Genomic DNA, 22,954 nt, shown 5'->3' with positions numbered 1-22,954 from the left:
GAGTGATTTTGCCCTTTAAAGTTATAGTTTCTTGTCTGACTGAACTGCGCAGCGAAAACTCACGGAAGGGTAGTAGCCTTTGTTTATCGGCTCAACTCCCCAGCGGCGAACGGTACTGGCGCTCAGAAGTGGACCTTCTAGTACACCTGAGCCGCGCCTTATTCGTTGGGTACCGGAGTTTGGCCCTTGCGGGTTTTCGACAGGAGAATTACGGTAATAGTCCTTGTTGTACCAGTCACTGACCCAATCCGTCGCATTGCCAGAGAGGTTATAGATACCCAATGGGTTTGGTACAAAGCTATCAACTGGAAATGTTCTAGATTCATCAGGATGTGGAAAATTTCGCTCGTAATTTAAACTTCCATTATCTGTAGGAAAAATCACATGCTGACCGCGATTTCGAGCGGCATACTCCCATTGCGCTTCTGTTGGTAGATCGATTGGGTAACCACTCAACTGCCCTAGCCAGCTGCAATAGTCCTTGGCCTCCTGCCAACTTTTAGTAGGTGCTGGAAGATTTGGTCGATAGCGAAATTTTAGATCTTCACGCTCTCTGAATGCTGTGTCGAACAACGGCTTTCCATGTGCCACAAAAAAAAGGTCAAATTCCTCGAGCTTTACTTGGAATCTAGACAGGTGGTAGCTGCTCAGCTTGACGGGATGAACAAAGTCGTCATCCCCGAATATAGTGATATGCCCCATCTGCTCAGGTTCTACTCCGCACGGCCAGTCACATAGGTTTGCGGGATCATCATCATACGGCCAGCCAAAATCCCCCATCTGGAACTCGCCGCCCTCGACGAACACCATGTTGTCCAGCGACTGCACGACGGTATTCAACAGCTTGCTACGCATCTCGGTAGGAAGTTCTGGGTATTTTTGCTCGATGGTCACTGCAATCTGGACGACTTTTTCGGCGGGTAGCTTCTGGCTTTCAGGCATTGGGTAGGACTGGGCTTGGCAGCCTGCCAAAAGCAGTAGGGTTAAAAAAGGAAATGCTATTTTTCTTTCTGTTTGAGAGTTCATGCTCTAGCTCTGTAGAGAAAATTACAGGGGCTTTTCTGACCGAATCGCGCAGCGAAAACTCACAGTGGGGTAGTAGTCTTTTTTTATCGGCTCGTCGCCCCAGCGGCGGACAGTACTGGAATTGTAAGTTGGTTCCTCAGTCACATCCGCACCTCGCCTGATTCGATGGGTTCCGGTGCTTGGTCCTTGTGGATTATCGATGGGAGAATACCGATAATAATCTTTGCCATACCAGTCATTGACCCAGTCCGTCGCATTGCCAGAAAGGTTGTAAATGTCCAGCGGATTAGGAACAAAACTAGCGACCGGAAAGGTGTCTAATATATCGGGGTCTGGGAAGTTTCGCCCGTAGTTTAAACTACCATTGTCAGTAGGAAATGCCACGTGCTGCCCTCGGTTTCGAGCGGCATACTCCCATTGTGCCTCTGTCGGCAGATCGACCGGGTAGCCACTCAATTGCCCTAGCCAGTTGCAATAATCCTTGGCTTCTTGCCAGTCCTTGGTCGCGGTAGGAAGATCAGGGTGAAAGCGCTTTTGTAAATCCTCACGAATCCGATATTTTGCATCAAATACTGGCCTGCCGTGGGCAGTAAAGAATAGATCGAATTCTTCAATTTTTACTTGAAACCTAGATAGGTGATAGCTGCTCAGCTTAACGGGATGAACAAAGTCATCATCCCCGAACGGGCTGATGCGTCCCATCGCCTCCGGCTCTATCCCGCACGGCCAGTCACATAGATTTGTGGGATCGTCATCATACGGCCAACCAAAATCCCCCATCTGAAACTCGCCACCTTCAACAAACACCATGTTGTCCAGCGACTGCACCACAGTAATCAACAGCTTACTGCGGACCTCGACGGAAAGTTTTGGGTATGCCTGCTCGATTGTCGCAGCAATTCGCGCAATTTTTTCGGCAGATAACTTCTGGCTTTCGGGCAGTGGATAGGACTGAGCCTGACAGCCTGTCAGCAGCACTATGCCTAACAGCGAAAGTTGTATTGCTCTTTGCATTTGAACGCTCGGATGGTTGCCCAGTTGAGTCTGTGATTGGCGTGTTTCAGTTCTGACCTGACCTTTAAGGGCAGGGCTTATTGTTGTGAATTCTCACACCGGTGTCGCAGCGGCGCAATGTCATAGTGTGCGAGATATTGTTCCTGACAGCCTTCTTGGGAAAATTCCCACAAGCCACGAGGAATGGTCTTATGGGAACTATTTCTTGCCCGGAGTATCTTGGCTCCACTGTTTTTTTCGCGTTCAAACATTCGGAAGTATTGGTGGCGTTTTTTGCACCTGGATACTTTGGTGTTCTGTTCGCACGCTAAGTGGTTGTATCGGCCAACTTCAATGAAAGCACTATAAATGTCCTACTCAAGTACCTTGTCGGCTCACTACCTTGAACTCGCGAGTTCCGCCATCTGCAGCGAAAGCTTTGCAGGTGAGGACGTGCGTTTTTCAAGCGAGTTCGAGGCATTGGAAGCGGAGTTGGCCAAAGCCCAGTCCATGCATGAAAGCGGGCAAATCGACTGGTTGCAGGTGCAAACGCTCAGTGAGGCGTTGCTGCGTACGCAATCCAAGGATTTGCGCGTTGCCGTGTGGTTGACCTGGGCGCTGTATCAGCGTGAGTCCTTTGCCGGGTTGCTGGCGGGCATAGGCATGCTGCACTACCTGTGTGAACACCATTGGTTGCAGGTTCATCCCGGCAAATGGCGTACCCGCACGGCGGCTGTCAGTTGGTTGCTGCTGCGTCTTGAGCAGGTGCTGAGCGATAGCGTCCCGATCAGGGAGCAACTGACGTTGTTTCGCTGCATGGTCGAGCATCTGGAAGGTCTGGATGCCGTGTTTACCGAGCATCTGGCGGATGACGCGCCGCTGTTACTGCCGCTGTGCCGACGGTTGAAAACCATGGTGCAGCGGGCGGCAGAAAGCCAGCCAGAGCCCGGTATCGTGGCGGCGGTGGTGACCCAGGTTCAGCAGGTCGCCAGCCAGTTGCTTGCCCCCGGCGCACCGATCGACAACGAGAAGGATGCGCAGAAGACGTTGCGTGGGTTGCAGGAACAGGCCCGGCCGCTGTGCGCCTGGTGGCTCAAGCAAAAGGCTGTCGATGTGCGTGCGTTGCGTTTGAACCGCACCATGCTGTGGCTGCCGATCGATACCGTCCCTGAGCGCAACAGCGAACAGGTCACGGCGCTACGCGGGCTGCCGGCCGACAAGCTGAAGGCCTACCAGGAGCGCTACGCCAATGGGCAATACGCCGATTTGCTGGTGGAGGTTGAAGCGAGCCTGGCGCGGGCGCCGTTCTGGTTCGACGGCCAGCGCCTGACCTGGGAGTGCCTGCAAGGGTTGCAGGCCGATCAGGCGATGCGCGAAGTGGAGTTTCATTTTGCACTGCTGCTTCAACGCTTGCCCGGCGTGGTGGAGCTGCACTTTCACGACGGCACGCCATTCGCCGATCCGGCCACCCGCAGCTGGATCAGTGGCCATGTGATGCCCCACCTGCAAAGCGCCAGGGCGCCGCGCAAGGTTGACACGGCTGTCAGCCAGCCGGCTTGGGATCTGGCCCTTGAACAGGTAGTGCCGGTGCTGCGCCGGGACGGCCTCAAGGTTGCCGTGCAGACCCTCAAGCAAGGCCTGCACAGCGCCCATGGCGGGCGCGCGCGGTTTTGCTGGCAATTGAGCCTGGCCCGGCTGTGCTACATGGCCAAGAAGTACGAGCTGGCCAAAGCCCAGCTCGAAACCCTCGACGCAGACCTTCAGCGCTCGGGCCTGCATGCCTGGGAGCCGGATCTTGCCCTGGATGTGCTGCACCTCCTGCACAGCTGCTGTGAGTTGTTGCCGCAGAACCACGTCGTGCGAGAACGCAAAGAAGAGATTTATCGCAGGCTGTGCCACCTCGACCTCGAAGTGGTACTCGAATAGGCCACTCGGCCAACAACCGCACGGAGAAAAGCCATGGCCAAAGAAGGCTCGGTAGCCCCAAAAGAACGGATCAACGTCACCTTCAAACCTGGCACCGGGGATGCTCAGGAAGAAATCGAACTGCCGTTGAAGTTATTGAGCGTCGGTGATTACACCCTGCGCAGCGACGAACGCAAGGTGGAAGACCGCAAGCCGATCAGCATCGACAAGGCGACCTTCGACGAGGTGCTAGCCAAGCAAGAGCTGAGCCTGACGCTGAGCGTGCCTAACCGTCTGCAGCAAGACAGCGAGACAGAAGAGCTGGCGGTGACGCTGCACGTCAACTCGATGAAGGACTTCAATCCCGCCAGCCTGGTCGAGCAAGTGCCTGAGCTGAAAAAACTGATGGAACTGCGCGATGCGCTGGTGGCCCTCAAAGGTCCGCTGGGTAACGCCCCTGCATTCCGTAAAGCCATCGAAGGTGTACTCGCCGACGACGAATCGCGCGGCCGCGTGCTGGGTGAGCTGGGCTTGAACGCCACCGCCCCGGACGCCTGAGTCACCATCCGCAAAGGAAGCCAACCCTATGAGCACTCGTGCAGCACCACAGAACAGCCAAGACAATGGCGAGTACAGCATTCTCGACAGCATCATCGCCGAAACCCGCCTGACACCGGGCGACGAAGCCTATGATATCGCCAAACGCGGCGTGTCGGCGTTCATCGAAGAGCTGTTGAAGCCTCAGAATGACGGTGAGCCGGTCAAGAAGGCCATGGTCGACCGCATGATCGCCGAGATCGATGCCAAGCTCAGCCGGCAGATGGACGAAATCCTTCACCACGCCGACTTCCAGTCGCTGGAGTCGGCCTGGCGTGGCCTGCAGTTGCTGGTTGAACGCACCAACTTCCGCGAAAACATCAAGATCGAAATTCTCAACGTCTCCAAGCAGGACCTGCTCGACGACTTCGAGGATTCGCCGGAAGTCATGCAGGCCGGCCTGTACAAGCACATCTATACCGCTGAGTACGGTCAGTTCGGTGGTCAGCCGGTCGGCGCGATCATCGCCAACTATTTCATGTCGCCCAGCGCACCAGACGTCAAGTTGATGCAATACGTCTCCAGTGTCGCCTGCATGGCCCACGCGCCTTTTATCGCCGCAGCCGGTCCGGCGTTCTTCGGCCTGGAAAGCTTTACCGGCCTGCCAGACCTCAAAGACTTCAAAGATCACTTCGAAGGCCCGCAATTTGCCAAGTGGCAGAGCTTCCGCCAGTCGGAAGACTCGCGCTACATCGGCCTGACCTTGCCGCGTTTTCTGTTGCGCAACCCGTACGATCCGGAAGCGAACCCGGTCAAATCCTTTGTCTATCAGGAAACCGTCGCCAACAGCCACGAGCATTACTTGTGGGGCAACACCGCGTATGCGTTCGGTACCAAACTGACGGACAGCTTTGCCAAGTTCCGCTGGTGCCCGAACATCATTGGCCCACAAAGTGGCGGGGCAGTCGAAGACCTGCCGCTGCATCACTTCGAAAGCATGGGCGAGATCGAAACCAAGATTCCAACAGAAGTGCTGGTCAGCGACCGCCGCGAATACGAACTGGCCGAGGAAGGTTTCATCTCCCTGACCATGCGCAAAGGCAGTGACAACGCGGCGTTCTTCTCCGCAAGTTCGGTGCAGAAGCCGAAGTTCTTCGGCATCAGTGCCGAAGGCAAAACCGCCGAGTTGAACTACAAGCTTGGCACCCAGTTGCCGTACATGATGATCGTCAACCGCCTTGCTCACTACCTGAAAGTGTTGCAGCGCGAGCAGCTCGGTTCGTGGAAAGAACGTACCGACCTGGAGCTGGAACTCAACAAGTGGATTCGCCAATACGTGGCGGACCAGGAGAACCCTGGCGCAGAAGTGCGTGGTCGCCGTCCGCTGCGCGCCGCGCAGATTGTCGTTAGCGATGTGGAAGGGGAGCCGGGCTGGTACCGCGTCAGCCTCAACGTGCGCCCGCACTTCAAGTACATGGGTGCCGACTTCACCTTGTCGCTGGTCGGCAAGCTGGACAAAGAGTAGGCAGGGCTAGGCCATGAACGGATACGGCAGCCTGTTCGAACGCCTGAGTGGCGAAGCCAACGAGCGTGTCGGCTGGAGCCGCGAGGCGGGGGCCACGGCGTCGGTGGCTGCCCATCTGGACAAGATGCTCAGCACCCGTGCGGGCAGTGTGCAGACGTTGTCCGACTACGGGCTACCTGATCTGAACGACATGCGCTTGAGCCTGCACGATGCCTTGAGCCAGGCACGCGCGGCCATCGAGACCTTCATCGAAGCCTATGAGCCGCGTTTGAGCAGCGTGCGTGTCGTTTCCCTGCCGCGTGAGCCTGAGCAGCTTCGTTTGGCCTTCAACATTGAAGGCCTGCTGGAGATCGATGGTTTCAAGCGCCAGGTCCGTTTTACCGCGCACCTGGATGGCAGCGGCAAGGTCAAGGTCAGCTAACCCGGCGACGATGGCCGCTCTCGGCGCGGCATTGCCCATGCAACTGACTTCACAACGTTAACCAGCACCACAGCAGGGATCAACACGTGTCCTTCAACCACTACTACCAGAGCGAACTGACCGCGCTGCGCCAGTTAGGTCGCCGCTTCGCCGAGCGTAGTCCGGCGTTGGCGCCGTTTCTCAGCGAGGCCGGGAGGGATCCGGATGTCGAGCGCTTGCTCGAGGGTTTCGCGTTCCTCACCGGGCGGCTGCGACAGAAGCTCGATGATGAGTTGCCGGAACTGAGCCACTCGTTGATGCACCTGCTGTGGCCGAACTACATGCGGCCGCTGCCGGCGTTCAGCATCCTGCAGTTCGAGCCGTTGACGCAGGCCGGGCCGGCGCGGTGCGTGGCGCGTGAAACGCCGGTGCAGAGCGAGCTGATTGATGAGGTGAGCTGCGGCTTTCGCACGTGCTACCCGACCGACGTCCAGGCGCTGAGGCTGGACGCGCTCAATTACTCGGTGAAGGGCGATGGCGCACTGCTGAGCCTGCGCCTGCAGATGAACTGCGACGGCCATCTCGGCGAGCTCAAGCTGGAGCGGCTGCGGCTGCACCTGGCGGGCGAGCGTTACATCAGCCAGATGCTCTATCTGTGCCTGCTGCGCAACCTCCAAGGCATACAGTTGCTGCCGCTCGATGCGGATGGCCAGCCGTGCCTGGATGCCAGCGGCAACGCCTTGTCGTTCAACCTGCCGGGCCGCCGCGTGCAGCCGGTGGGCTTTGCCGAAGAAGAGGCGTTGATCCCGTATCCGCTCAATACCTTTCGTGGCTATCGCTATTTGCAGGAGTACTTCGCGTTCCAGGACAAATTCCTGTTCGTCGACCTCGATGGCCTCGACCTGCTCCAGTCGCTGCCAGCAGACAGGCTCAAACACATGCACGGCCTGGAGCTGCGCTTTGATATTCGCAAAAGCGATATCCAGCGCCTGCGGCCGACGCTGGACAACGTCAAGCTGTACTGCACGCCAATCGTCAACCTGTTCAAGCACGATGCCCTGCCGATCCGTCTCGACGGCAAGCAGGATGAGTACCTGCTGCTGCCTGCCACCTACAGCCAAGAAAACTGTGGAGTGTTCTCGGTGGACGCCGTGACCGCTTGGAACCCCGGCACTCGCAGCTACCAGGACTATGTGCCGTTCGAGTCCTTCGAGCACGACCCGAGTTTTGACGTCCCGCAACGGCGCCCGCACTACAGCATCCGCCAGCGTCCTTCGTTGTTGCACGATGGTTTGGACACTTACCTGAGCTTTGGTGTGCTCGACTCCGAGGCCCAGGAAACGTTGTCCATCGAGCTGACCTGCACCAACCAGAACTTGCCACGGCGTTTGAAGCGCGGCGCGATCAACCAGACGTGCGCGCAAACCCCGGAGTTCCTGAAGTTCAGCAATATCACCCCGGTCACCTCGAGTTTTGCGCCACCGTTGAATCGCGACTTCCTGTGGAAACTGATCAGCAACATGTCGCTCAACTACCTGTCGCTGGCCAACGTCGATGCACTGAAGGTGATTCTCGAAACCTACGACTTGCCGCGCTATTACGACCAACACCAGGAAAAAGTCAGCAAGCGCCTGCTGGACGGGCTCAAGGCGATCCGCCACACGCATGTCGACAGGCTGCACCGGGGCTTGCCGATGCGTGGCTTGCGCACCGAGTTGACCATGGATCGGCAAAGTTACATCGGCGAAGGCGACCTGTTCGTGTTCGCTTCGGTACTCAATGAGTTTTTCGCGCTTTACGCCAGCCTCAACTCCTATCACGAACTGCGCGTAAAAAGTACACAAGGAGAGGTGTACCAATGGACACCCCGTATGGGTCTGCAGCCCCTGCTTTAAATGGGCTGACCCAGGTCATCCGCGAGTACTCGCTGTTTCAGGCGGTGCTGGTGGTGGTGGATCGGCTACGCGATGCTCACCCGGAACTGGGCGAAGAAGAGCTCTATGAACAGCTGGAGTTCCAGGCCAATCCGAGCCTGGGTTTTCCTGGCAGTGACATTGATCGCGTGGAGTTTTTCCAAGAGCACGGACACCTGCGGGCACGGCTGAGATTCAACCTGATCGGCCTGTTCGGGGCCGGATCGCCGTTGCCGGCTTTTTACGGTGAGCAGGCCCTGGGAGACGGCGAAGAGGGCAACCTGACCCGTAATTTTCTCGATTTGTTTCACCATCGCCTGCAGCGCTTGATGCTGCCGATCTGGTGCAAGTACCGCTACCGCGCCAGTTTCAGGAGCGGCGCATTCGACCCGTTTTCAGCGCAGCTGTTTGCCCTGATCGGTCTTGGCGGTGAAGTCATCCGCGAGGCCAGGGAGCTGAACTGGAAACGCCTGCTGCCGTACCTCGGCCTGCTCAGTCTGCGCGCCCATTCGGCGGCGCTGATCGAGGCGGTGCTGCGTTACTACTTCAAGCATGCCGACCTGGTGATCGAACAATGCATCGAGCGCCGGGTGGTGATTCTGGAGGAGCAACGCAACCAGTTGGCCCGCGCCAATAGCGTGCTTGGTGAGGACCTGGTGCTGGGCGAGCAGGTACGCGACCGTTGCGGGAAATTCCGCATTCATATCCGCCAGCTCGACTGGCAACGTTTCCATGAGTTCCTGCCGATCGGTTTTGGTTACCAGCCGCTGTGTGCGCTGGTGCGCTTCACCCTGCGCGATCCGCTGGATTACGACATTCGCCTGGTGTTGCGCCAGCAAGACATTCACGAACTGCGCATCGGTGAGCAGAACGCGTGTCGCCTCGGATGGACCTCTTGGCTTGGCCGCGAACGTGCGGACGGCGTGGTCATCCTGGGCAGCAAAATTGATGAAGGACAAATGACATGATCAACGTAGACCTGCAGCAACTTATCCAGGCGCTGGACGCCGAAACCCGCCGTGACCTGGAATACTGCGCCGAACGTTGCGTTGCCCGCGGTGGCAGCAAGATTCTGGTCGAAGACCTGCTGCTGGGCCTGTTGCAGCGACCCCGTGGTCTGCTCGCCCGCGCGCTGCAGGACGCCAGTGTGGATGCCGCAGAGCTGAGCGCGGCGCTACAGCCGCAGGTTGAGCAGAGTGCCTCGCGCAACCCGGTGTTCGCGCCTGAGCTGGTGCAATGGCTACAGGATGCCTTGCTGGTGGGCAATCTCGAACTGGGTCGCAGTCAGGTTGATCAGGCGGCGCTGATCCTGGCGTTGCTGCGCAACCCGTTGCGTTACGCCGGTAGCCGTTACCAGCCGCTGCTGGCCAGGCTTGATATCGAGCGGCTGAAAGCATTTGCCCTGTCGCAGACTCCAGCGCCGAGCCATGGCAAACCGCCGGTGCCGGGTGAATTGATGTTGCAGCGTTTCACCCACAACCTGACCCAGCAGGCACGCGAAGGCAAGCTTGATCCCGTGTTGTGCCGCGATGGTGCCATCCGGCAGATGATCGACATCCTTGCCCGGCGTCGCAAAAACAACCCGATTGTGGTGGGCGAAGCCGGTGTCGGTAAAACCGCCGTGGTCGAAGGCCTGGCCTCGCGCATTGCCGCCGGTGAAGTGCCGCAGGTGCTCATGGGTGTTGAACTGCTATCGCTGGACATGGGCCTGCTGCAGGCGGGTGCCAGCATCAAGGGGGAGTTCGAGCGCCGCCTCAAGGGTGTGATTGACGAGGTCAAGGCGTCGCGCACGCCGATCATTGTATTTATCGACGAAGCCCACACGCTGATCGGTGCGGGTAACAACGCCGGTGGTTCCGACGCGGCCAACCTGCTCAAGCCAGCCCTGGCCCGCGGCGAGTTGCGCACGATCGCCGCCACGACCTGGGCTGAATACAAGAAGTACTTCGAAAAAGACCCGGCACTTGCCCGGCGCTTCCAGCCGGTGCAGTTGCTTGAGCCGACCGTCAGCGAGGCGGTGACCATTCTGCGTGGCCTGGCCCAGGTTTACGAGCAGAGCCACGGTATCTACCTGCGCGACGATGCGGTGGTGGCTGCGGCTGAATTATCGGCCCGCTACCTGGCTGGGCGGCAACTGCCGGACAAGGCGGTGGACGTGCTGGACACCGCCTGTGCGCGGGTGCGCATCAGCCTGGCAGCGGCGCCGCAGAGCCTGGAAGCGCTGCGTGGCGAACTGGCCGAAGGTAACCGCAAACTTCAGGCGATGCGCCGCGATGCAGAAGCCGGACTGGCAATCGACCAGGACGTAATGAGTGCACTGCAGGCGCGTCTGGCGGAGGCCACCACCGAGCAGCACAGCCTGGAAGCCCTGTGGCTTGAACAGCGCGGCCTGGCCGAGCGCTTGCTCGACCTGCGCCAGCAACTGGCCAAGGCCCGCGCTACGAGTTGCCAGTTGCAGGCCTCGGTGGAAGAGGGCGGTGAAGGTGCGGTGAATTCATCCCTTGCCGTCGCAGGGCACGCGGAGCAGGGCGTCGAAACACTGGAAGCTGCGCTGAACGAGACCCATCGGGCCTTGAGTGATGCGCAGCATCAGCAGCGTCTGGTCAGCTTTGAAGTTTGCCCGCGCCTGGTGGCTGAAGTGATCAGCGCCTGGACCGGCGTACCGCTTGAGCAACTGGCCCTTGAACACAACGCCAAGGTGGCAAGCTTCGCCGCCGACCTGCGGGTGAGGATTCGCGGTCAGGAACAAGCGGTGCACGCGTTGGACCGTTCGATGCGCGCCACCGCCGCCGGCCTTAACAAGCCGGACGCGCCAGTGGGGGTATTCCTGCTGGTCGGCCCTAGCGGTGTTGGCAAGACCGAAACCGCTCTGGCCCTGGCAGACCTTTTGTATGGCGGCGATCGTTTCATTACCACCATCAACATGTCCGAGTTCCAGGAAAAGCACACCGTCTCGCGCCTGATCGGCGCACCGCCAGGTTATGTCGGTTACGGCGAGGGCGGCATGCTGACCGAGGCCGTGCGCCAGAAACCGTATTCGGTGGTACTCCTCGATGAGGTCGAGAAAGCCGACCCCGACGTGCTGAATCTGTTCTATCAGATTTTCGATAAAGGCGTGGTCAATGACGGCGAAGGGCGGGCCATTGATTTTCGCAACACCCTGATCCTGATGACCTCGAACCTGGGCAGTGAACGCATCAGCACCTTGTGCGCGAACGGCGAGCGGCCGGACGCCGAGGTTCTGGAGGAAAGCATCCGTCCACTTCTCAGCCAGCACTTCAAGCCTGCACTGCTGGCGCGCATGCGCGTCATACCGTACTACCCGGTTGGCGGGCCGGTACTGCGTGAGCTGATCGAGGTCAAGCTGGAGCGCCTGGGTGAACGTCTGAGCCGCCGTCAGCTGGGGTTCACGCATTGCCAACGGCTGGTCGACCACCTGGCCGAGCGCTGCAACCAGAGCGACAGCGGCGCGCGCCTGATCGACCATTTGCTCGACCTGCAGGTGCTGCCGTTGGTGGCCGACCGCCTGCTTGATGCCATGGCCAATGGTGAGGCCCTCAAACACGTGCACGCAACGCTCGACAGTAGCGGCAGCGTGACCTGCGAGTTCTCTTGAGGTGGGTGTGATGTTCTCGGGTATACCGCAACCACTGAGCTACGCGGAGGCACTGCTGGCGCAGTTCGTCAGCTTGCCGCAGGCGCCTGATGGCGGCGCGCTGCTGCGGGATTTCGTATGCGCAGTGGCTGGGCTTAGTGGTTGCGAGTTGAGCCAGGTGTATTTGCTCGATGCCACCCATACCCGTCTGGGCCTGAGTGCCGAATGCCTGGACGGGATCCTGCAGCCCAGGGACGCAGCGAGCCTGCCGGCGGATTACAACGGTGAGCAGTTGCTGCAATTCGCCTTGTGTCAGAACCGTGTGGTGAGCTTGGTCGGGTTGAACGGCAGCCTGCACGACACCAACTTCCTGCCACCCCGGGATACACCCTGGCAGTCGCTGTTGTGCGTGCCACTGGTGAATACGCAAAAGGCCGTTGAAGGCCTGTTGCTGTGCGCCAGCCGTGAATCTGTCGACCTTCACGCCTTTGCCGATTCAATGCTGCAACTGGGGTCGTTCGTGCTCGGGCAGTTGCAGCGGCTGCAGCACCTGCGGCGGCCACTGGGCGAGCCAGCAGTTGAGGTCAGTGCCCCGGTCAGCGCCAGTGGCTACGGTTTGATAGGCAGCAGCGTTGCCATGGGTGAAACCTGTCGGCTGATCAGCAAAGTGCTGCACAGCCCCTACACCGTATTGCTCTGCGGCGAGACCGGCACCGGCAAGGAAGTGGTCGCCCGCGCCATCCACGATTATGGGCCACGGCGTTCGCAGGCGTTCATTGTGCAGAACTGTGCGGCGTTTCCCGAGAGCCTGCTGGAGAGCGAACTGTTCGGCTACCGCAAGGGCGCCTTTACCGGTGCCGACCGCGACCGGCCCGGGCTGTTCGATGCGGCCAATGGCGGAACCCTGCTGCTGGATGAAATTGGTGACATGCCGCTGTCTCTGCAGGCCAAGTTGTTGCGTGTGCTGCAGGAAAGCGAGATTCGTGCGCTGGGTTCCAACGACACGCACAAGGTCGACGTACGCATCATTGCCGCGACCCATCGCGACTTGGCAGTGCTGGTCAGCGAAGGCACCTTTCGCGAAGACCTCTACTACCGCCTGGCGCAGTTTCCGATTGAATTACCGGCCTTGCGCCAGCGTGAAGGCGACATCCTCGATCTGGCCCGGCACTTCGCCGACAAGGCCTGCACGTTCCTGCAGCGCGATTTGCTCAGCTGGTCGCCAACCGCCCTGAACCTGCTGTCGAGTTACGCCTTCCCAGGCAACGTGCGTGAGCTCAAGGGCCTGGTGGAGCGGGCGGTGCTGCTGTGCGAAGGCGGTGAGCTGCAGGTTGAGCACTTCTCCCTGAGCAGTGAAACGCTGCCGGAAGAAACCGGGCTGAACCTGCGCGAGCGACTGGAGCGGGTCGAGCGTCATCTGCTGCTCGACTGCCTGCGCAAAAACGCCGGCAACCAGAGCCTGGCAGCCCGCGAGCTTGGCTTGCCCAGGCGCACGCTTTTGTATCGCCTCGGGCGACTGAACATCAACCTCAGCGACTTCGAACACTAGCGCGGCACGCGCTGTGCCCAAGCGCTTTTTTAACCGTCAGCGTTGCCGGCAAGGGCTGACGCTGTGCGCATTTTTTACTTAAGGAGAACGCCTGATGCCTGTTCGTCACTGGCTCGTTGCGCTACTGGCCCTGATCGTCCTTGGCGGCTGTAGCGGCAACTACAAATTCAACGACAACACCTATCGCCCATTGGGTGATCCACAGGCGGTCAATCGCGGTAAATGACCGCAAGGAGCATCATGATGGAACTGGTTTTCGAACTGCTCAAGAGCAAGCAACCCGCAGCGAAAACGTCAAGCCGTCACACCTTCACGCAGGCCGGCGGGGTGATCGGGCGGCATGAGGATTGCGACTGGACAATCCCCGATGAAGATCGTCACCTGTCCAAGCGCCACGCGCTCGTCAGTTACCTCAACGGGGCGTTTTTTCTCACCGATGTCAGTCGTAACGGCATCAGGCTCAACGACAGCGGCGCGTACTTGCGCAAGGGGCAGGCGCAGCGTATTGAACAGGGCAGCGTCTTCCAGCTGGGCGATGTCGAGATCCGTGCGCAGCTGGTGCACGATGTGTTCAATGGCGAGGTCGAGATCGGTCGTGCGCAAACGGCCGCTAACACCATTCCCGATGACGCATTGATCGACCTCGATCCGCTTAGCCTGCTTGACGAGCAGGAGCGGTTGTACACGGAATTCGATGCGCTGGCTGCGCTCGACACGCCGCACCAGGACCTCGGGCAACACCGGGACTTCGCCCGCATCGACACCGAGCGCCTGCTGATTCCGGAGCTGGTGGTGCAACCTGAAGCAGCCGTTGAGGCCAAGCAGGTGCCAATTGCGCGTCAGCGTGATGATTTCTGGGCGCAGTTTGGCGAAGCACTGGGGGTGGATCTCAACGGTCTCGACCACGACGGCCGCGAAGCGCTGGCGATCAACGCCGCACAGTTGCTCAAGCACAGTATCAGCGGCCTGCAACAGGGCCTGCGTACCCGTAACGAGCTGAAAAACGAACTGCGTCTGGCGTTGAGCATCGTCCAGGGGCGCAGCAACAACCCGCTCAAGTACGCCCAGGACGCCAGCGAAGCACTGGACAGTCTGCTGCGCGCCAGCAAGCCCGGCCAGTTGTCGGCAGAGCAGGCAATCCTTGAGGCCTGGCGCGATTTGCAGGCCCATCAGGTGGCACTGTTGGCGGCCAGCCGCGCGGCGCTGCGTGGCGCCCTCGAGCATTTCTCGCCGCAGCAGTTGACCCTGCGTCTGGAGCGCCAAAGCAAACCTTTGCTGGTCACCGACGGCAGTCGTTGGAAGGCCTACAAGCGCTACCACCAGGCCTTGCGCCAGGATGATGACTGGAGCGAGCGCCTGCTGGCCCGTGACTTCGCCCTGGCCTACGAAGAGCAGATTCGCCTGATCGGCTCTCTTCATACCGGAGTCCAAGGATGATGCGCATGACTCGCTGTTCGACCCTGTTGCTCAAAACACTGGCGGCGTTGACCGCCCTGGTATTGCTGGCCGGCTGCTCGTCGCTGTCGCCGTACTCGAACATGACCAAGCTGAACCTCACACTCACCGCCAGTGAGCAACTCAATCCCGACCTCAATGGTCGTCCCTCGCCGATCGTGGTGCGGCTGATCGAGCTCAAGCACCCGGTGGCCTTCGAGAACGCCGATTTCTTCAGCCTGTACGAGCATGCCAAGGAATCTCTGGCACCGGACATGGTGGTCAGTGAAGAACTGGAACTGCGCCCGGGCGAAACCGTGGAACTCAAGCTCAGCGTCGAGCCAGGCAGTCGCTACGTCGGTGTACTGGCGGCTTACCGCGATCTGTCTGAAACCCAGTGGCGCTATGTAATGCAGCTCTCGCCCGCGCAGTTGACCGACGCCGACCTGACCCTCGACGACACCGGTATCCGCAGCCGTCACGCAACGCTCACCACAGCGGACAACAAATCATGAATGCACACAAAGTCATATGGCAGGAAGGCATGCTGCTGCGTCCGCAGCACTTCCAGCACAACGATCGTTACTACGACTACCAGATGAAAACCCGCACCCAACTGCTGGGCAGTTATGCCTGGGGTTTTCTGCGCCTGGAAATCGACCTGCAGTTTCTCGACATGGGCAAGGTGGTGATCAGTCAGGCGTCCGGCATTCTGCCCGACGGCAGCCTGTTCGAGCTGAGTGGCAATACCGAGCCGTTGGTCCTCGATTTGCCGCCGAACACCAGCAATACCCCGGTCTATCTGGCTTTGCCGCTGGTCACTGGCAACCATGTCGAGGCGCGCCGCGCCGAGCAGTCCGACGTGCTGGCACGCTACACCGCCTATGAAGCGGACGTCGCCGACTCCAACGCTGGCGAAGACACCAGCAGTCAGGTCAGTTGCGCGCGACCGAACCTGCGCCTGTTGCTCGGCGAGCAACTGAGCGACCAGGCCTATGTGAAGCTGAAAGTCTGCGAAGTGCTCGACACCACGCCGGACGGGGTGATCAGCCTCGACCCTGATTTCGTCCCGACCTTCATCCATGTGCATGCTTCGAGCTATCTGTTGTCGTGCCTGAAGGAAGTGATCAGCATGCTCGCCCATCGCGGCGACACCATTGCCGAGCGGATTCGCGCCAATGGCAAGGTCGGCGGTGCAGAGGTCGGCGACTTCATGATGCTGCAACTGATCAACCGCACCGAGCTGTTGCTGCGCCATGACCTGGGCCTGGAACAGGTGCAGCCGGAACAACTGTATCGCGCGCTGCTGACCATGCTCGGTGACCTGGCCACCTTTGCCAGCGACAGCAAGCGGCCGCGCCTGGACAGCAGTTACCAGCACAGTGACCAGGGCGCATGTTTCCGCACGTTGATGGACGCAATCCGTCAGGTGCTGTCGATGGTGCTCGAACAGCATGCCATCGAGTTAGCGCTGCAGACGCGGGAGTACGGGATCCGCGTCGCGCCCTTGCACGACCGCAACCTGCTGGGGGCGGCCTCGTTCGTCCTGGCAGCCAGTGCCAACTGCGATGCTGAGGCGTTACGCCAGCGCTTGCCGGCGCACCTCAAGGTTGGTGCGGTGGAGCAGATTCGGCACCTGGTCAACCTGCACCTGCCAGGGTTCAAGGTCAAACCCTTGCCGGTGGCGCCGCGGCAGATCGCCTTTCACGCTAACAAATCCTATTTCATCCTCGACCTCACTGCCGAAGACCTGGCGCAACTGCAACGTTCGGGCGGTTTTGCCTTCCATGTGTCTGGCGAGTTCGCCGAGCTCGAACTGAAATTCTGGGCCATCAGGGGCTGACCGACATGAACAATGACGTGGAACACAACCAGGATGACAGAACCGTCCTGCTCGACCACCAGGGCAATGGCCCGACGCAGGCACCGGTGACGGATGTCGCTGCGTCGCCGCGTGTTGAACAACTCGAACAACGGATGGTTTACGCCGCGCGCCTGCGCCCGGCCGAGACCTTCAACATCAGCCTGAATACGCTGGTGGCGGCGGCCTCCGACGTGCTCTCTGAAGTGGTTCGCCTCAAGCACAGTAACACCGATGAAGATTTGCCTGCGCTCAATCAGCGGCTAGCCAATGGTCTGAAGGAGTTCGAGGCGCGAGCCCGCCATAGCGGGGTGTCAGCTAGCCAGGTCACCACCGCCCACTACCTGCTGTGTACCGTGGTCGACGAGGCGGTGGTCATCACCAGGCAGGGCGAAGAGAGCATGTGGTCGCAGATGAGTCTGCTCAGTCGCTTCCACAGCGAGACCTTTGGTGGTGAGAAATTCTTCCAGTTGCTCGATCGGCTGTCGAAGGACCCGGTCCGGCACCTGCCAATGCTGGAGTTGATGTACCTGTGCCTGGCGCTGGGTTTCGAGGGCAAGTACCGGATCATACCGCGCGGCGTACGCGAGCTGGACGATATCCGTGATGGGCTGTACCGGCAGATTCGCCAGTTGCGTGGTGATGTGCCGCGTGAGTTGTCGCCTCATTGGCAGGGCCTGCGCGACAAGCGCCGCAGCCTGGTGCGCATTGTGCCGTGGTGGATGGTCGGGCTGTTCACGGTGGTCAGCCTGGCAGTGATGTATTCGGGATTCGCCTGGGTGCTGGGCGAGCAGCGCGACAGCGTTCTGCAACTTTACCAGCAGCTTGACCCCACCGTGGCCCAGCTGCAGCAGTAATACAGGTACGTGTAATGAAAAACTTCTTCAACAAAACCGCTTCCTTGCTGCGCCAGACCTGGCTCTGGACACTCTTGCTGGTGCTTGCTGTGGCGCTGCTGGTGTGGGGCGTCGGGCCGCTGCTGGCGGTCAACGATTACAAGTTCTGGGAAAGCGCGACCTCGCGCCTGCTCAGCATCAGCGTGCTGTTTCTGATCTGGGGCCTGAGCATGGTCTTTGTCAGCTGGCGCGCCGGGGTGCGAAAAAAACAACGCGAGGACAGCGAAGACGGCCAGGCGCGGCTGCAGCGTGAAGCGCAGATCGACGCCGAGCGCCAAGCACTGCGCAAGCGCTTCAAGCAGGCCCTGCGCACCCTCAAGACCTCGAGCCTGTACCGCGGGCGTAGCGAACGCTGGCGTGACGAGCTGCCCTGGTACTTGTTGATTGGCCCGCAGGGCAGTGGCAAAACCAGCCTGCTGGATTACTCCGGGCTGGAGTTCCCGATCAATACGAACGAGCGCAAGCTCACGCGCGCCACCGCTGGCACCCCCTACTGCGACTGGTACTTCGCTGACCACGGTGTGTTGATCGATACCGCGGGCCGCTACCTGAGCCAGGACAATGCAGCCGTCGACGGTAGTGGCTGGAACACCTTGCTCACGCTGCTGCGCAAACGCCGGCGCGGGCGGCCGCTGAACGGTGTGCTGGTGACTGTACCGGTGGAACTACTGCTCGATGGCACTGCGCAGAAGGTCCAGGACCTGGCGGGCGTGGTGCGCCTGCGTCTGCAGCAGGTGCAGCAGAAACTGCACGTCAAAGTGCCGGTGTACCTGGTACTGAGCAAGGCCGACCAGTTGCTGGGCTTCGACGCGTTTTTCGATCAGTTGAGCCGCGAGGAAAGTGATCAGGTACTCGGCACCAGCTTTGCCAAGGAGCAGAACGGCACCGACGTCGACGTACTGCGCCAGGCCTTTGAAGCCTTGCTGCTGCGCTTGAACAGCCAGGTGATCATGCGCATGCACCAGGAACGCGACACGCAGCGCCGTGGCCGTATTCTGGATTTCCCGCATCAGTTGGAACAGATCGGTGCGCACCTGTGCCTGTTCGTCGAGAAAGCGTTCGCTGGCAATCGCTACCAGCGGGCTAACGCCTTGCGCGGATTCTATCTGACCAGTGCACCGCACCTGACAGAAAAGCCTGACGGTGATGACGCCAGTGGCGCCGAACCGAACGGCGCTCTGCCCAGTGGTCGTACACGCTTCATTCACCACCTGCTGAGCCGGGTGATCTTCCCGGAAGCCAATCTGGCCGGTCTGGACAAGCGCGAGCGTAAACGTATCCATTGGGGCCAGCGTGCCCTGTACGGTGGCGCGCTGGTGACGCTGGTGTTGTTCGGCCTGCTCTGGGCCGGCGGCTTTTCGGTCAACTACGAGCGACTGGAAAAGCTGCGCGTCCTGGCGCAGGGCTGGATTCAGCAGCGCAGCAGCCTGAGTGAAGGCGACGATGCGCTGGCGATACTGAAATCCCTCGACACCCGATTCGAGTCCACCCGCGTCTTCCCGGGCACGCAGGAGGTGGCGTTGTACGAGCGGGTCGGCCTGTACCAGGGTAATGAAAGCAACCCGGTGGTGCTCCGTGCTTATGAAGGTGAGCTGCAGGAACAGTTGCTGCCACGGCTGGCGCAGAGGCTCGAAGGGCAGATCCGCGCAAGCATGGGCGATCGCGAACTGTTGCTCAACAGCCTGCGGGCGTACCTGATGCTGAACCTGGAGGATCGTCGCGATCGTGCCTGGCTGAAGCACTGGGTCGCCAGCGATTGGTCTACCCGCTATGCCGGCAACAGTGCAGCACAGAATGGCCTGAACCTGCACCTTGAACACCTGCTCGCACTGCCGTTCAGTTACCCGCTCAACGACACCCTGGTAGCCCAGGCCCGTCAGGTGCTGCGCAGTGAATCGCTGGCCAACGTGGTGTATCGCGCGTTGCGCGAACAGGGGCGCAGCCTGCCGGAGTATCGCCTGAGCCAGCACCTGGGGTCACAGGCTGAGTTGTTCTACGGCACTGACTATGCAATCCCGGGCTTCTACACCCAGCAGGGCTACCAGCAGTACTTTTCGGTTCAGGGCAGCGCGCTGGTCAGCGACATCCTGCGTGATAACTGGGTGTTGGGTGAAAGCAGCGCTATCAGCGCCATGGATTTGCGCCGCCTGATGGTAGCGCTTGAGCAGCTGTATTTCGGCGACTACGCCAACTACTGGAGTGAAGCCGTCGGCCAGGTTGGCCTGCAACCGTTCAATGATGCCGGCGAAGGCGCCGATCAGCTCGCCAGCTTGATTTCGGCCAACTCGCCGGTCGTGCAGTTGCTGGTGGCGGTCCGAGACAACACCCGTTTCCAGGTCATCGGCACAGACGTTGAAGCGCTTGGCGCCGCAGCGAACAAAGCCGTCGCCAAGGGCGGGGCGCTGGACAAGGTGGCCACGGCGGCTGCCGGCAAGATGCAGGGGGTTCTCGGCCAGCACCAGCCGGACACCGCGAAGAAATCACTGCAGCGTCGCTTCGAGCCGTTGCACCGTCTGCTCGATGAGCACAACGGCCCGGCAGCGGATCTGGCGCCAGTGCTGCAGGCGCTTAATGACCTGCAGCTGCAACTGGCCGGCCTGGCCCGCGCCAGCTTACCCGAGCAGGCGGCGTATGAGATGGCCAAGATGCGCATGGGCGGCCAGCGCGACGCGTTGAACAACCTGCGCAGTGCCTCGGGGCGCCTGCCGCGTCCGGTCAGTGCCTGGTTCAATCTGTTGGCGGAGGACGCCTGGCGCCTGGTGCTCAGCGACGCCTATCAGTACCTGAACCAGCGCTATCAGAGCGAGCTGTACAGCTTCTATGGCAAGGCCATCAGCAAGCGCTATCCGTTCAACGCCCACAGTGCCAGCGATGTTGCCATCAGCGACTTCCGCGAGTTCTTCAAGGCGCAAGGCGTCGCCGATCGCTTCTTTGACACCTACATGCGCCCGTTCGTCAGTGGCGATTCAGGCAACTACCGTCTGCGCAGTATCGACGGTCACAGTCTGCCGGTGTCCAGGGCTTACCTCGATCAGATGGGCGCAGCCCAGGTGATCCGCCAGAGTTTCTTCGCGCAGAATCCGACGCAGCCGCAGGTGCAGTTCAAGCTGGAGCCGTACACCCTTGATCCGGCAGTCAGCCGTGCCGAATTCCGTTTCGGTGACAAGACCCTGGAGTACCGTCACGGCCCGATCGTACCGATGGCGTTCAAGTGGCCAACCGATGCTGAGGACGGCCGCACCAGCCTGGTATTGGAAAAGCGGGTCGGGCGCTCGATCGGCATCGAAAAAAACACCGGGCCCTGGTCGCTGTTCCGTTTGCTCGACCTGATGCAGACCGAGTACCTGACGGGGCGCGATGTGTTGGTTCTCAAGACTGAGGTGGCAGGCCTGCGCGCCAATTATCTGCTGATGAGCCAGCGCGTACCGAACCCGTTTGATATGCGGGTGTTGCGCACGTTCCGCATGCCGGCAGCGCTCTGATGGCGCATAACCGTGTCTGGCGCAGCGCGGCGCGCACCGATCCAGGCAAGGTTCGGGCGCGCAACGAAGATGCCTTCCTCGACTGCCCGGGGCAAGGGCTCTGGGTGGTTGCCGACGGCATGGGCGGGCATCAGGGCGGCGATATTGCCAGCCAGTTGATCGTTGCCAGCCTGGCCGAGCTACCGGCGCAGGACAGTTTCGAGCATCAGCTTGAGGGCCTGCGTCGGTGCCTGCACTGGCTTAACCGACGCCTCAGCCAGGAGTTGACCGTGGGCGCCGGACGCCAGGACAGCATCATGGGCAGCACCGTGGTTGCCTTGTTGCTCAAAGGCGACCGCGCGGCGTGCATCTGGGCCGGCGACAGTCGCTGTTACTTGTGGCGCGGGCAGCGTTTGTACCAGCTGTCCAAAGACCATTCGCTGATGCAGCAATTGATCGACGGGCAACAGATGAGCATCGAGCAGGCGCGCGCGCATCCGGCGGCCAACGCATTGACCCGGGCCGTGGGTGCCCGCGAGCAATTGGCGCTGGAGATCCTGGAGCTGCAGGTCTATCCCGGCGACGCCTTTTTGCTGTGTAGTGATGGCTTGTATCAGGGGCTGAGCAGCGATGCCCTGGGCGAAGCCTTGAACCTGGCGTCGCCGCAGCAGGCACTGGCGCGTCTGTTCGACGACGCCCTGCGCGGGGCCGCACGGGACAACATGACGGCTGTGGTGATCCGCCAATGAGCGAGCTCAAACCAGCGCTCGACGACAGTCAGAGCGACGAGGAAGCGGTCGGTAACTTGACCTATTTCGCTTTCGCCAACGCCCTTGCAGTACCCGCTGGACTGGCCACCAAGGGCAAAGGCCGCAAGCGCGCCAGCAAGCACTGTAGCCGCAGTAACAAAACGGTGGCGTCGGTGGGCGAACTGCCGGATGTGTTGGCCGGACGTTACCGCCTTGAGCGCCTGCTTGGGGCGGGCGGCATGGGGGCGGTATACCGTGCACGGGATCTGTTGCACGAACAGTACGGCGATCCGGACCCTTACATCGCGCTCAAGGTCATGAGCGAAGCATTCTCCGAGACGCCGGATGCCAGCGCCTTGCTCTATAGCGAGTTCGCCCTGAGCCGACGCCTGCGTCACCCGAATATCGTCCGTGTGCACAGTTTCGAGGTCGACACCGAGTGTCGGCGTGCCTTCTTCACCATGGAGCTAATGCGTGGTCTGGCCCTGGACCAGTTGCTCTGCGAACGGCCGTTGGGGTTGCCATGGAACGAGCTGCGCGATGTGGTGTTGCCGCTGCTTGAGGCGTTGGCATACAGCCACGCTTGCGGCGTACTGCATGGCGACATGAAGCTGAGTAACGTGATGCTGTGCGAGGACGGTGTACGCCTGTTCGACTTCGGTCTCAGCCGGGCAGAGGAGGGCATTCTGACCGGGTTACCGCAGCTTAGCCGCAGTCGTTTCAACGCCTGGACGCCCAGTTATGCTGCTCCGGAGTTGCTGGAGGGGGCTTCACTGTCGATCAGTAGTGATCTGTATTCGCTGGCGTGTGTGATCTATGAGCTGGCCGGCGGCAAGCACCCGTTCCAACGATTGCCTTCGACTCAGGCGCGTGATGAGCGTCTTGACCAGCAACTGCAAGCACCGCCGAACCTGCCGAAGCATTGTTGGCCTGTTTTGCAGAGGGCGCTGGCTTTTGATCCCGCTGCCCGTCGGGCCTCGGTTGTGCAGTTACGGGATGTGTTCAGCGAGCCGTTGCCGTGGTACCAGCGCTGGCGATATCGGCGCTGATGTCCGGCAAGCTGCTGCGGCTTTCCTTGATCAACATCAACCTCGTTCATCTGCCAGGCCT

At 60.4% G+C, this 22,954-nt stretch carries 18 protein-coding genes; 16 read left to right on the top strand and 2 right to left on the bottom strand.

What is annotated here, in order from left to right:
- Positions 1 to 21 precede the first annotated feature (21 nt).
- Entirely contained in the window at positions 22 to 1,026 is a 1,005-nt protein-coding gene (locus ACVWSC_RS16160; protein ID WP_442107756.1) for a formylglycine-generating enzyme family protein, read from the bottom strand.
- A gap of 21 nt (positions 1,027 to 1,047) precedes the next feature.
- Positions 1,048 to 2,040 (bottom strand): formylglycine-generating enzyme family protein, encoded by a 993-nt coding sequence (locus tag ACVWSC_RS16155; protein WP_442107754.1) that lies wholly within the window; start codon positions 2,038 to 2,040, stop codon positions 1,048 to 1,050.
- Positions 2,041 to 2,388: 348 nt separating this feature from the next.
- Between ACVWSC_RS16155 and tssA the strand changes: the two genes are divergently transcribed.
- The 16 genes from tssA (at position 2,389) to ACVWSC_RS16075 (ending at position 22,893) form a co-directional block, all read left to right on the top strand.
- On the top strand, positions 2,389 to 3,945 hold the full coding sequence (tssA, locus tag ACVWSC_RS16150) for a type VI secretion system protein TssA (protein WP_442107752.1): 1,557 nt from the start codon (positions 2,389 to 2,391) through the stop codon (positions 3,943 to 3,945).
- Between the two features lie 33 nt (positions 3,946 to 3,978).
- Positions 3,979 to 4,482 (top strand): type VI secretion system contractile sheath small subunit, encoded by a 504-nt coding sequence (gene tssB, locus ACVWSC_RS16145; RefSeq protein WP_442107750.1) that lies wholly within the window; start codon positions 3,979 to 3,981, stop codon positions 4,480 to 4,482.
- Between the two features lie 28 nt (positions 4,483 to 4,510).
- Positions 4,511 to 5,986 carry a type VI secretion system contractile sheath large subunit gene (gene tssC / locus ACVWSC_RS16140; RefSeq protein WP_442107748.1) on the top strand — a complete coding sequence of 492 codons (1,476 nt, stop codon included), beginning with the start codon at positions 4,511 to 4,513 and terminating at the stop codon, positions 5,984 to 5,986.
- Between the two features lie 13 nt (positions 5,987 to 5,999).
- Entirely contained in the window at positions 6,000 to 6,407 is a 408-nt protein-coding gene (gene tssE / locus ACVWSC_RS16135) for a type VI secretion system baseplate subunit TssE (RefSeq protein WP_442107746.1), read from the top strand.
- Between the two features lie 86 nt (positions 6,408 to 6,493).
- Positions 6,494 to 8,281: a type VI secretion system baseplate subunit TssF gene (gene tssF, locus ACVWSC_RS16130; RefSeq protein ID WP_442107744.1), complete on the top strand. Its 1,788-nt coding sequence runs from the start codon at positions 6,494 to 6,496 to the stop codon at positions 8,279 to 8,281.
- A complete protein-coding gene (tssG, locus tag ACVWSC_RS16125) occupies positions 8,245 to 9,267 on the top strand; it encodes a type VI secretion system baseplate subunit TssG (RefSeq protein WP_442107742.1) in 1,023 nt (340 codons plus the stop codon). The genes tssF and tssG overlap by 37 nt, the downstream gene beginning before the upstream one ends.
- Positions 9,264 to 11,915 (top strand): type VI secretion system ATPase TssH, encoded by a 2,652-nt coding sequence (gene tssH / locus ACVWSC_RS16120; protein ID WP_442107740.1) that lies wholly within the window; start codon positions 9,264 to 9,266, stop codon positions 11,913 to 11,915. Before tssG ends, tssH begins: the two co-directional genes overlap by 4 nt.
- A gap of 10 nt (positions 11,916 to 11,925) precedes the next feature.
- Complete coding sequence (locus tag ACVWSC_RS16115) at positions 11,926 to 13,443, top strand: sigma-54 interaction domain-containing protein (RefSeq protein WP_442107738.1); 1,518 nt, start codon at positions 11,926 to 11,928, stop codon at positions 13,441 to 13,443.
- 94 nt (positions 13,444 to 13,537) lie between these two features.
- Entirely contained in the window at positions 13,538 to 13,669 is a 132-nt protein-coding gene (locus ACVWSC_RS16110) for a type VI secretion protein (RefSeq protein WP_442107736.1), read from the top strand.
- 17 nt (positions 13,670 to 13,686) lie between these two features.
- A complete protein-coding gene (tagH, locus tag ACVWSC_RS16105; protein ID WP_442114314.1) occupies positions 13,687 to 14,880 on the top strand; it encodes a type VI secretion system-associated FHA domain protein TagH in 1,194 nt (397 codons plus the stop codon).
- Positions 14,881 to 14,885: 5 nt separating this feature from the next.
- A complete protein-coding gene (gene tssJ / locus ACVWSC_RS16100) occupies positions 14,886 to 15,392 on the top strand; it encodes a type VI secretion system lipoprotein TssJ (protein WP_442107734.1) in 507 nt (168 codons plus the stop codon).
- Positions 15,389 to 16,720 (top strand): type VI secretion system baseplate subunit TssK, encoded by a 1,332-nt coding sequence (gene tssK / locus ACVWSC_RS16095; protein ID WP_442107732.1) that lies wholly within the window; start codon positions 15,389 to 15,391, stop codon positions 16,718 to 16,720. Before tssJ ends, tssK begins: the two co-directional genes overlap by 4 nt.
- Before the next feature lie 5 nt (positions 16,721 to 16,725).
- Positions 16,726 to 17,595, top strand: coding sequence for a type IVB secretion system protein IcmH/DotU (gene icmH, locus ACVWSC_RS16090; protein WP_442107730.1), 870 nt, complete (start codon positions 16,726 to 16,728; stop codon positions 17,593 to 17,595).
- Between the two features lie 14 nt (positions 17,596 to 17,609).
- Positions 17,610 to 21,116 carry a type VI secretion system membrane subunit TssM gene (tssM, locus tag ACVWSC_RS16085; protein ID WP_442107728.1) on the top strand — a complete coding sequence of 1,169 codons (3,507 nt, stop codon included), beginning with the start codon at positions 17,610 to 17,612 and terminating at the stop codon, positions 21,114 to 21,116.
- Positions 21,116 to 21,844 carry a PP2C family protein-serine/threonine phosphatase gene (locus ACVWSC_RS16080; RefSeq protein WP_442107726.1) on the top strand — a complete coding sequence of 243 codons (729 nt, stop codon included), beginning with the start codon at positions 21,116 to 21,118 and terminating at the stop codon, positions 21,842 to 21,844. The genes tssM and ACVWSC_RS16080 overlap by 1 nt, the downstream gene beginning before the upstream one ends.
- Positions 21,841 to 22,893, top strand: coding sequence for a serine/threonine-protein kinase (locus ACVWSC_RS16075; RefSeq protein ID WP_442107724.1), 1,053 nt, complete (start codon positions 21,841 to 21,843; stop codon positions 22,891 to 22,893). Before ACVWSC_RS16080 ends, ACVWSC_RS16075 begins: the two co-directional genes overlap by 4 nt.
- Positions 22,894 to 22,954: the final 61 nt, after the last annotated feature.

The sequence above is a fragment of the Pseudomonas sp. NUPR-002 genome (assembly GCF_056322725.1).
This window is presented reverse-complemented; position numbering and strand designations above follow the sequence as displayed.

Bases quoted from the DNA above. Each gene is read 5' to 3' on its own strand.
- tssE (WP_442107746.1), top strand. From the start codon at position 6,000: ATGAACGGATACGGCAGCCTGTTCGAACGCCTGAGTGGCGAAGCCAAC.
- ACVWSC_RS16075 (WP_442107724.1), top strand. From the start codon at position 21,841: ATGAGCGAGCTCAAACCAGCGCTCGACGACAGTCAGAGCGACGAGGAA.
- icmH (WP_442107730.1), top strand. From the start codon at position 16,726: ATGAACAATGACGTGGAACACAACCAGGATGACAGAACCGTCCTGCTC.
- tssG (WP_442107742.1), top strand. From the start codon at position 8,245: ATGGACACCCCGTATGGGTCTGCAGCCCCTGCTTTAAATGGGCTGACC.
- tagH (WP_442114314.1), top strand. From the start codon at position 13,687: ATGGAACTGGTTTTCGAACTGCTCAAGAGCAAGCAACCCGCAGCGAAA.
- tssB (WP_442107750.1), top strand. From the start codon at position 3,979: ATGGCCAAAGAAGGCTCGGTAGCCCCAAAAGAACGGATCAACGTCACC.
- ACVWSC_RS16115 (WP_442107738.1), top strand. From the start codon at position 11,926: ATGTTCTCGGGTATACCGCAACCACTGAGCTACGCGGAGGCACTGCTG.
- ACVWSC_RS16160 (WP_442107756.1), bottom strand. From the start codon at position 1,026: ATGAACTCTCAAACAGAAAGAAAAATAGCATTTCCTTTTTTAACCCTA.
- ACVWSC_RS16155 (WP_442107754.1), bottom strand. From the start codon at position 2,040: ATGCAAAGAGCAATACAACTTTCGCTGTTAGGCATAGTGCTGCTGACA.
- tssM (WP_442107728.1), top strand. From the start codon at position 17,610: ATGAAAAACTTCTTCAACAAAACCGCTTCCTTGCTGCGCCAGACCTGG.
- tssH (WP_442107740.1), top strand. From the start codon at position 9,264: ATGATCAACGTAGACCTGCAGCAACTTATCCAGGCGCTGGACGCCGAA.
- ACVWSC_RS16110 (WP_442107736.1), top strand. From the start codon at position 13,538: ATGCCTGTTCGTCACTGGCTCGTTGCGCTACTGGCCCTGATCGTCCTT.
- tssK (WP_442107732.1), top strand. From the start codon at position 15,389: ATGAATGCACACAAAGTCATATGGCAGGAAGGCATGCTGCTGCGTCCG.
- tssA (WP_442107752.1), top strand. From the start codon at position 2,389: ATGTCCTACTCAAGTACCTTGTCGGCTCACTACCTTGAACTCGCGAGT.
- tssJ (WP_442107734.1), top strand. From the start codon at position 14,886: ATGACTCGCTGTTCGACCCTGTTGCTCAAAACACTGGCGGCGTTGACC.
- tssC (WP_442107748.1), top strand. From the start codon at position 4,511: ATGAGCACTCGTGCAGCACCACAGAACAGCCAAGACAATGGCGAGTAC.
- ACVWSC_RS16080 (WP_442107726.1), top strand. From the start codon at position 21,116: ATGGCGCATAACCGTGTCTGGCGCAGCGCGGCGCGCACCGATCCAGGC.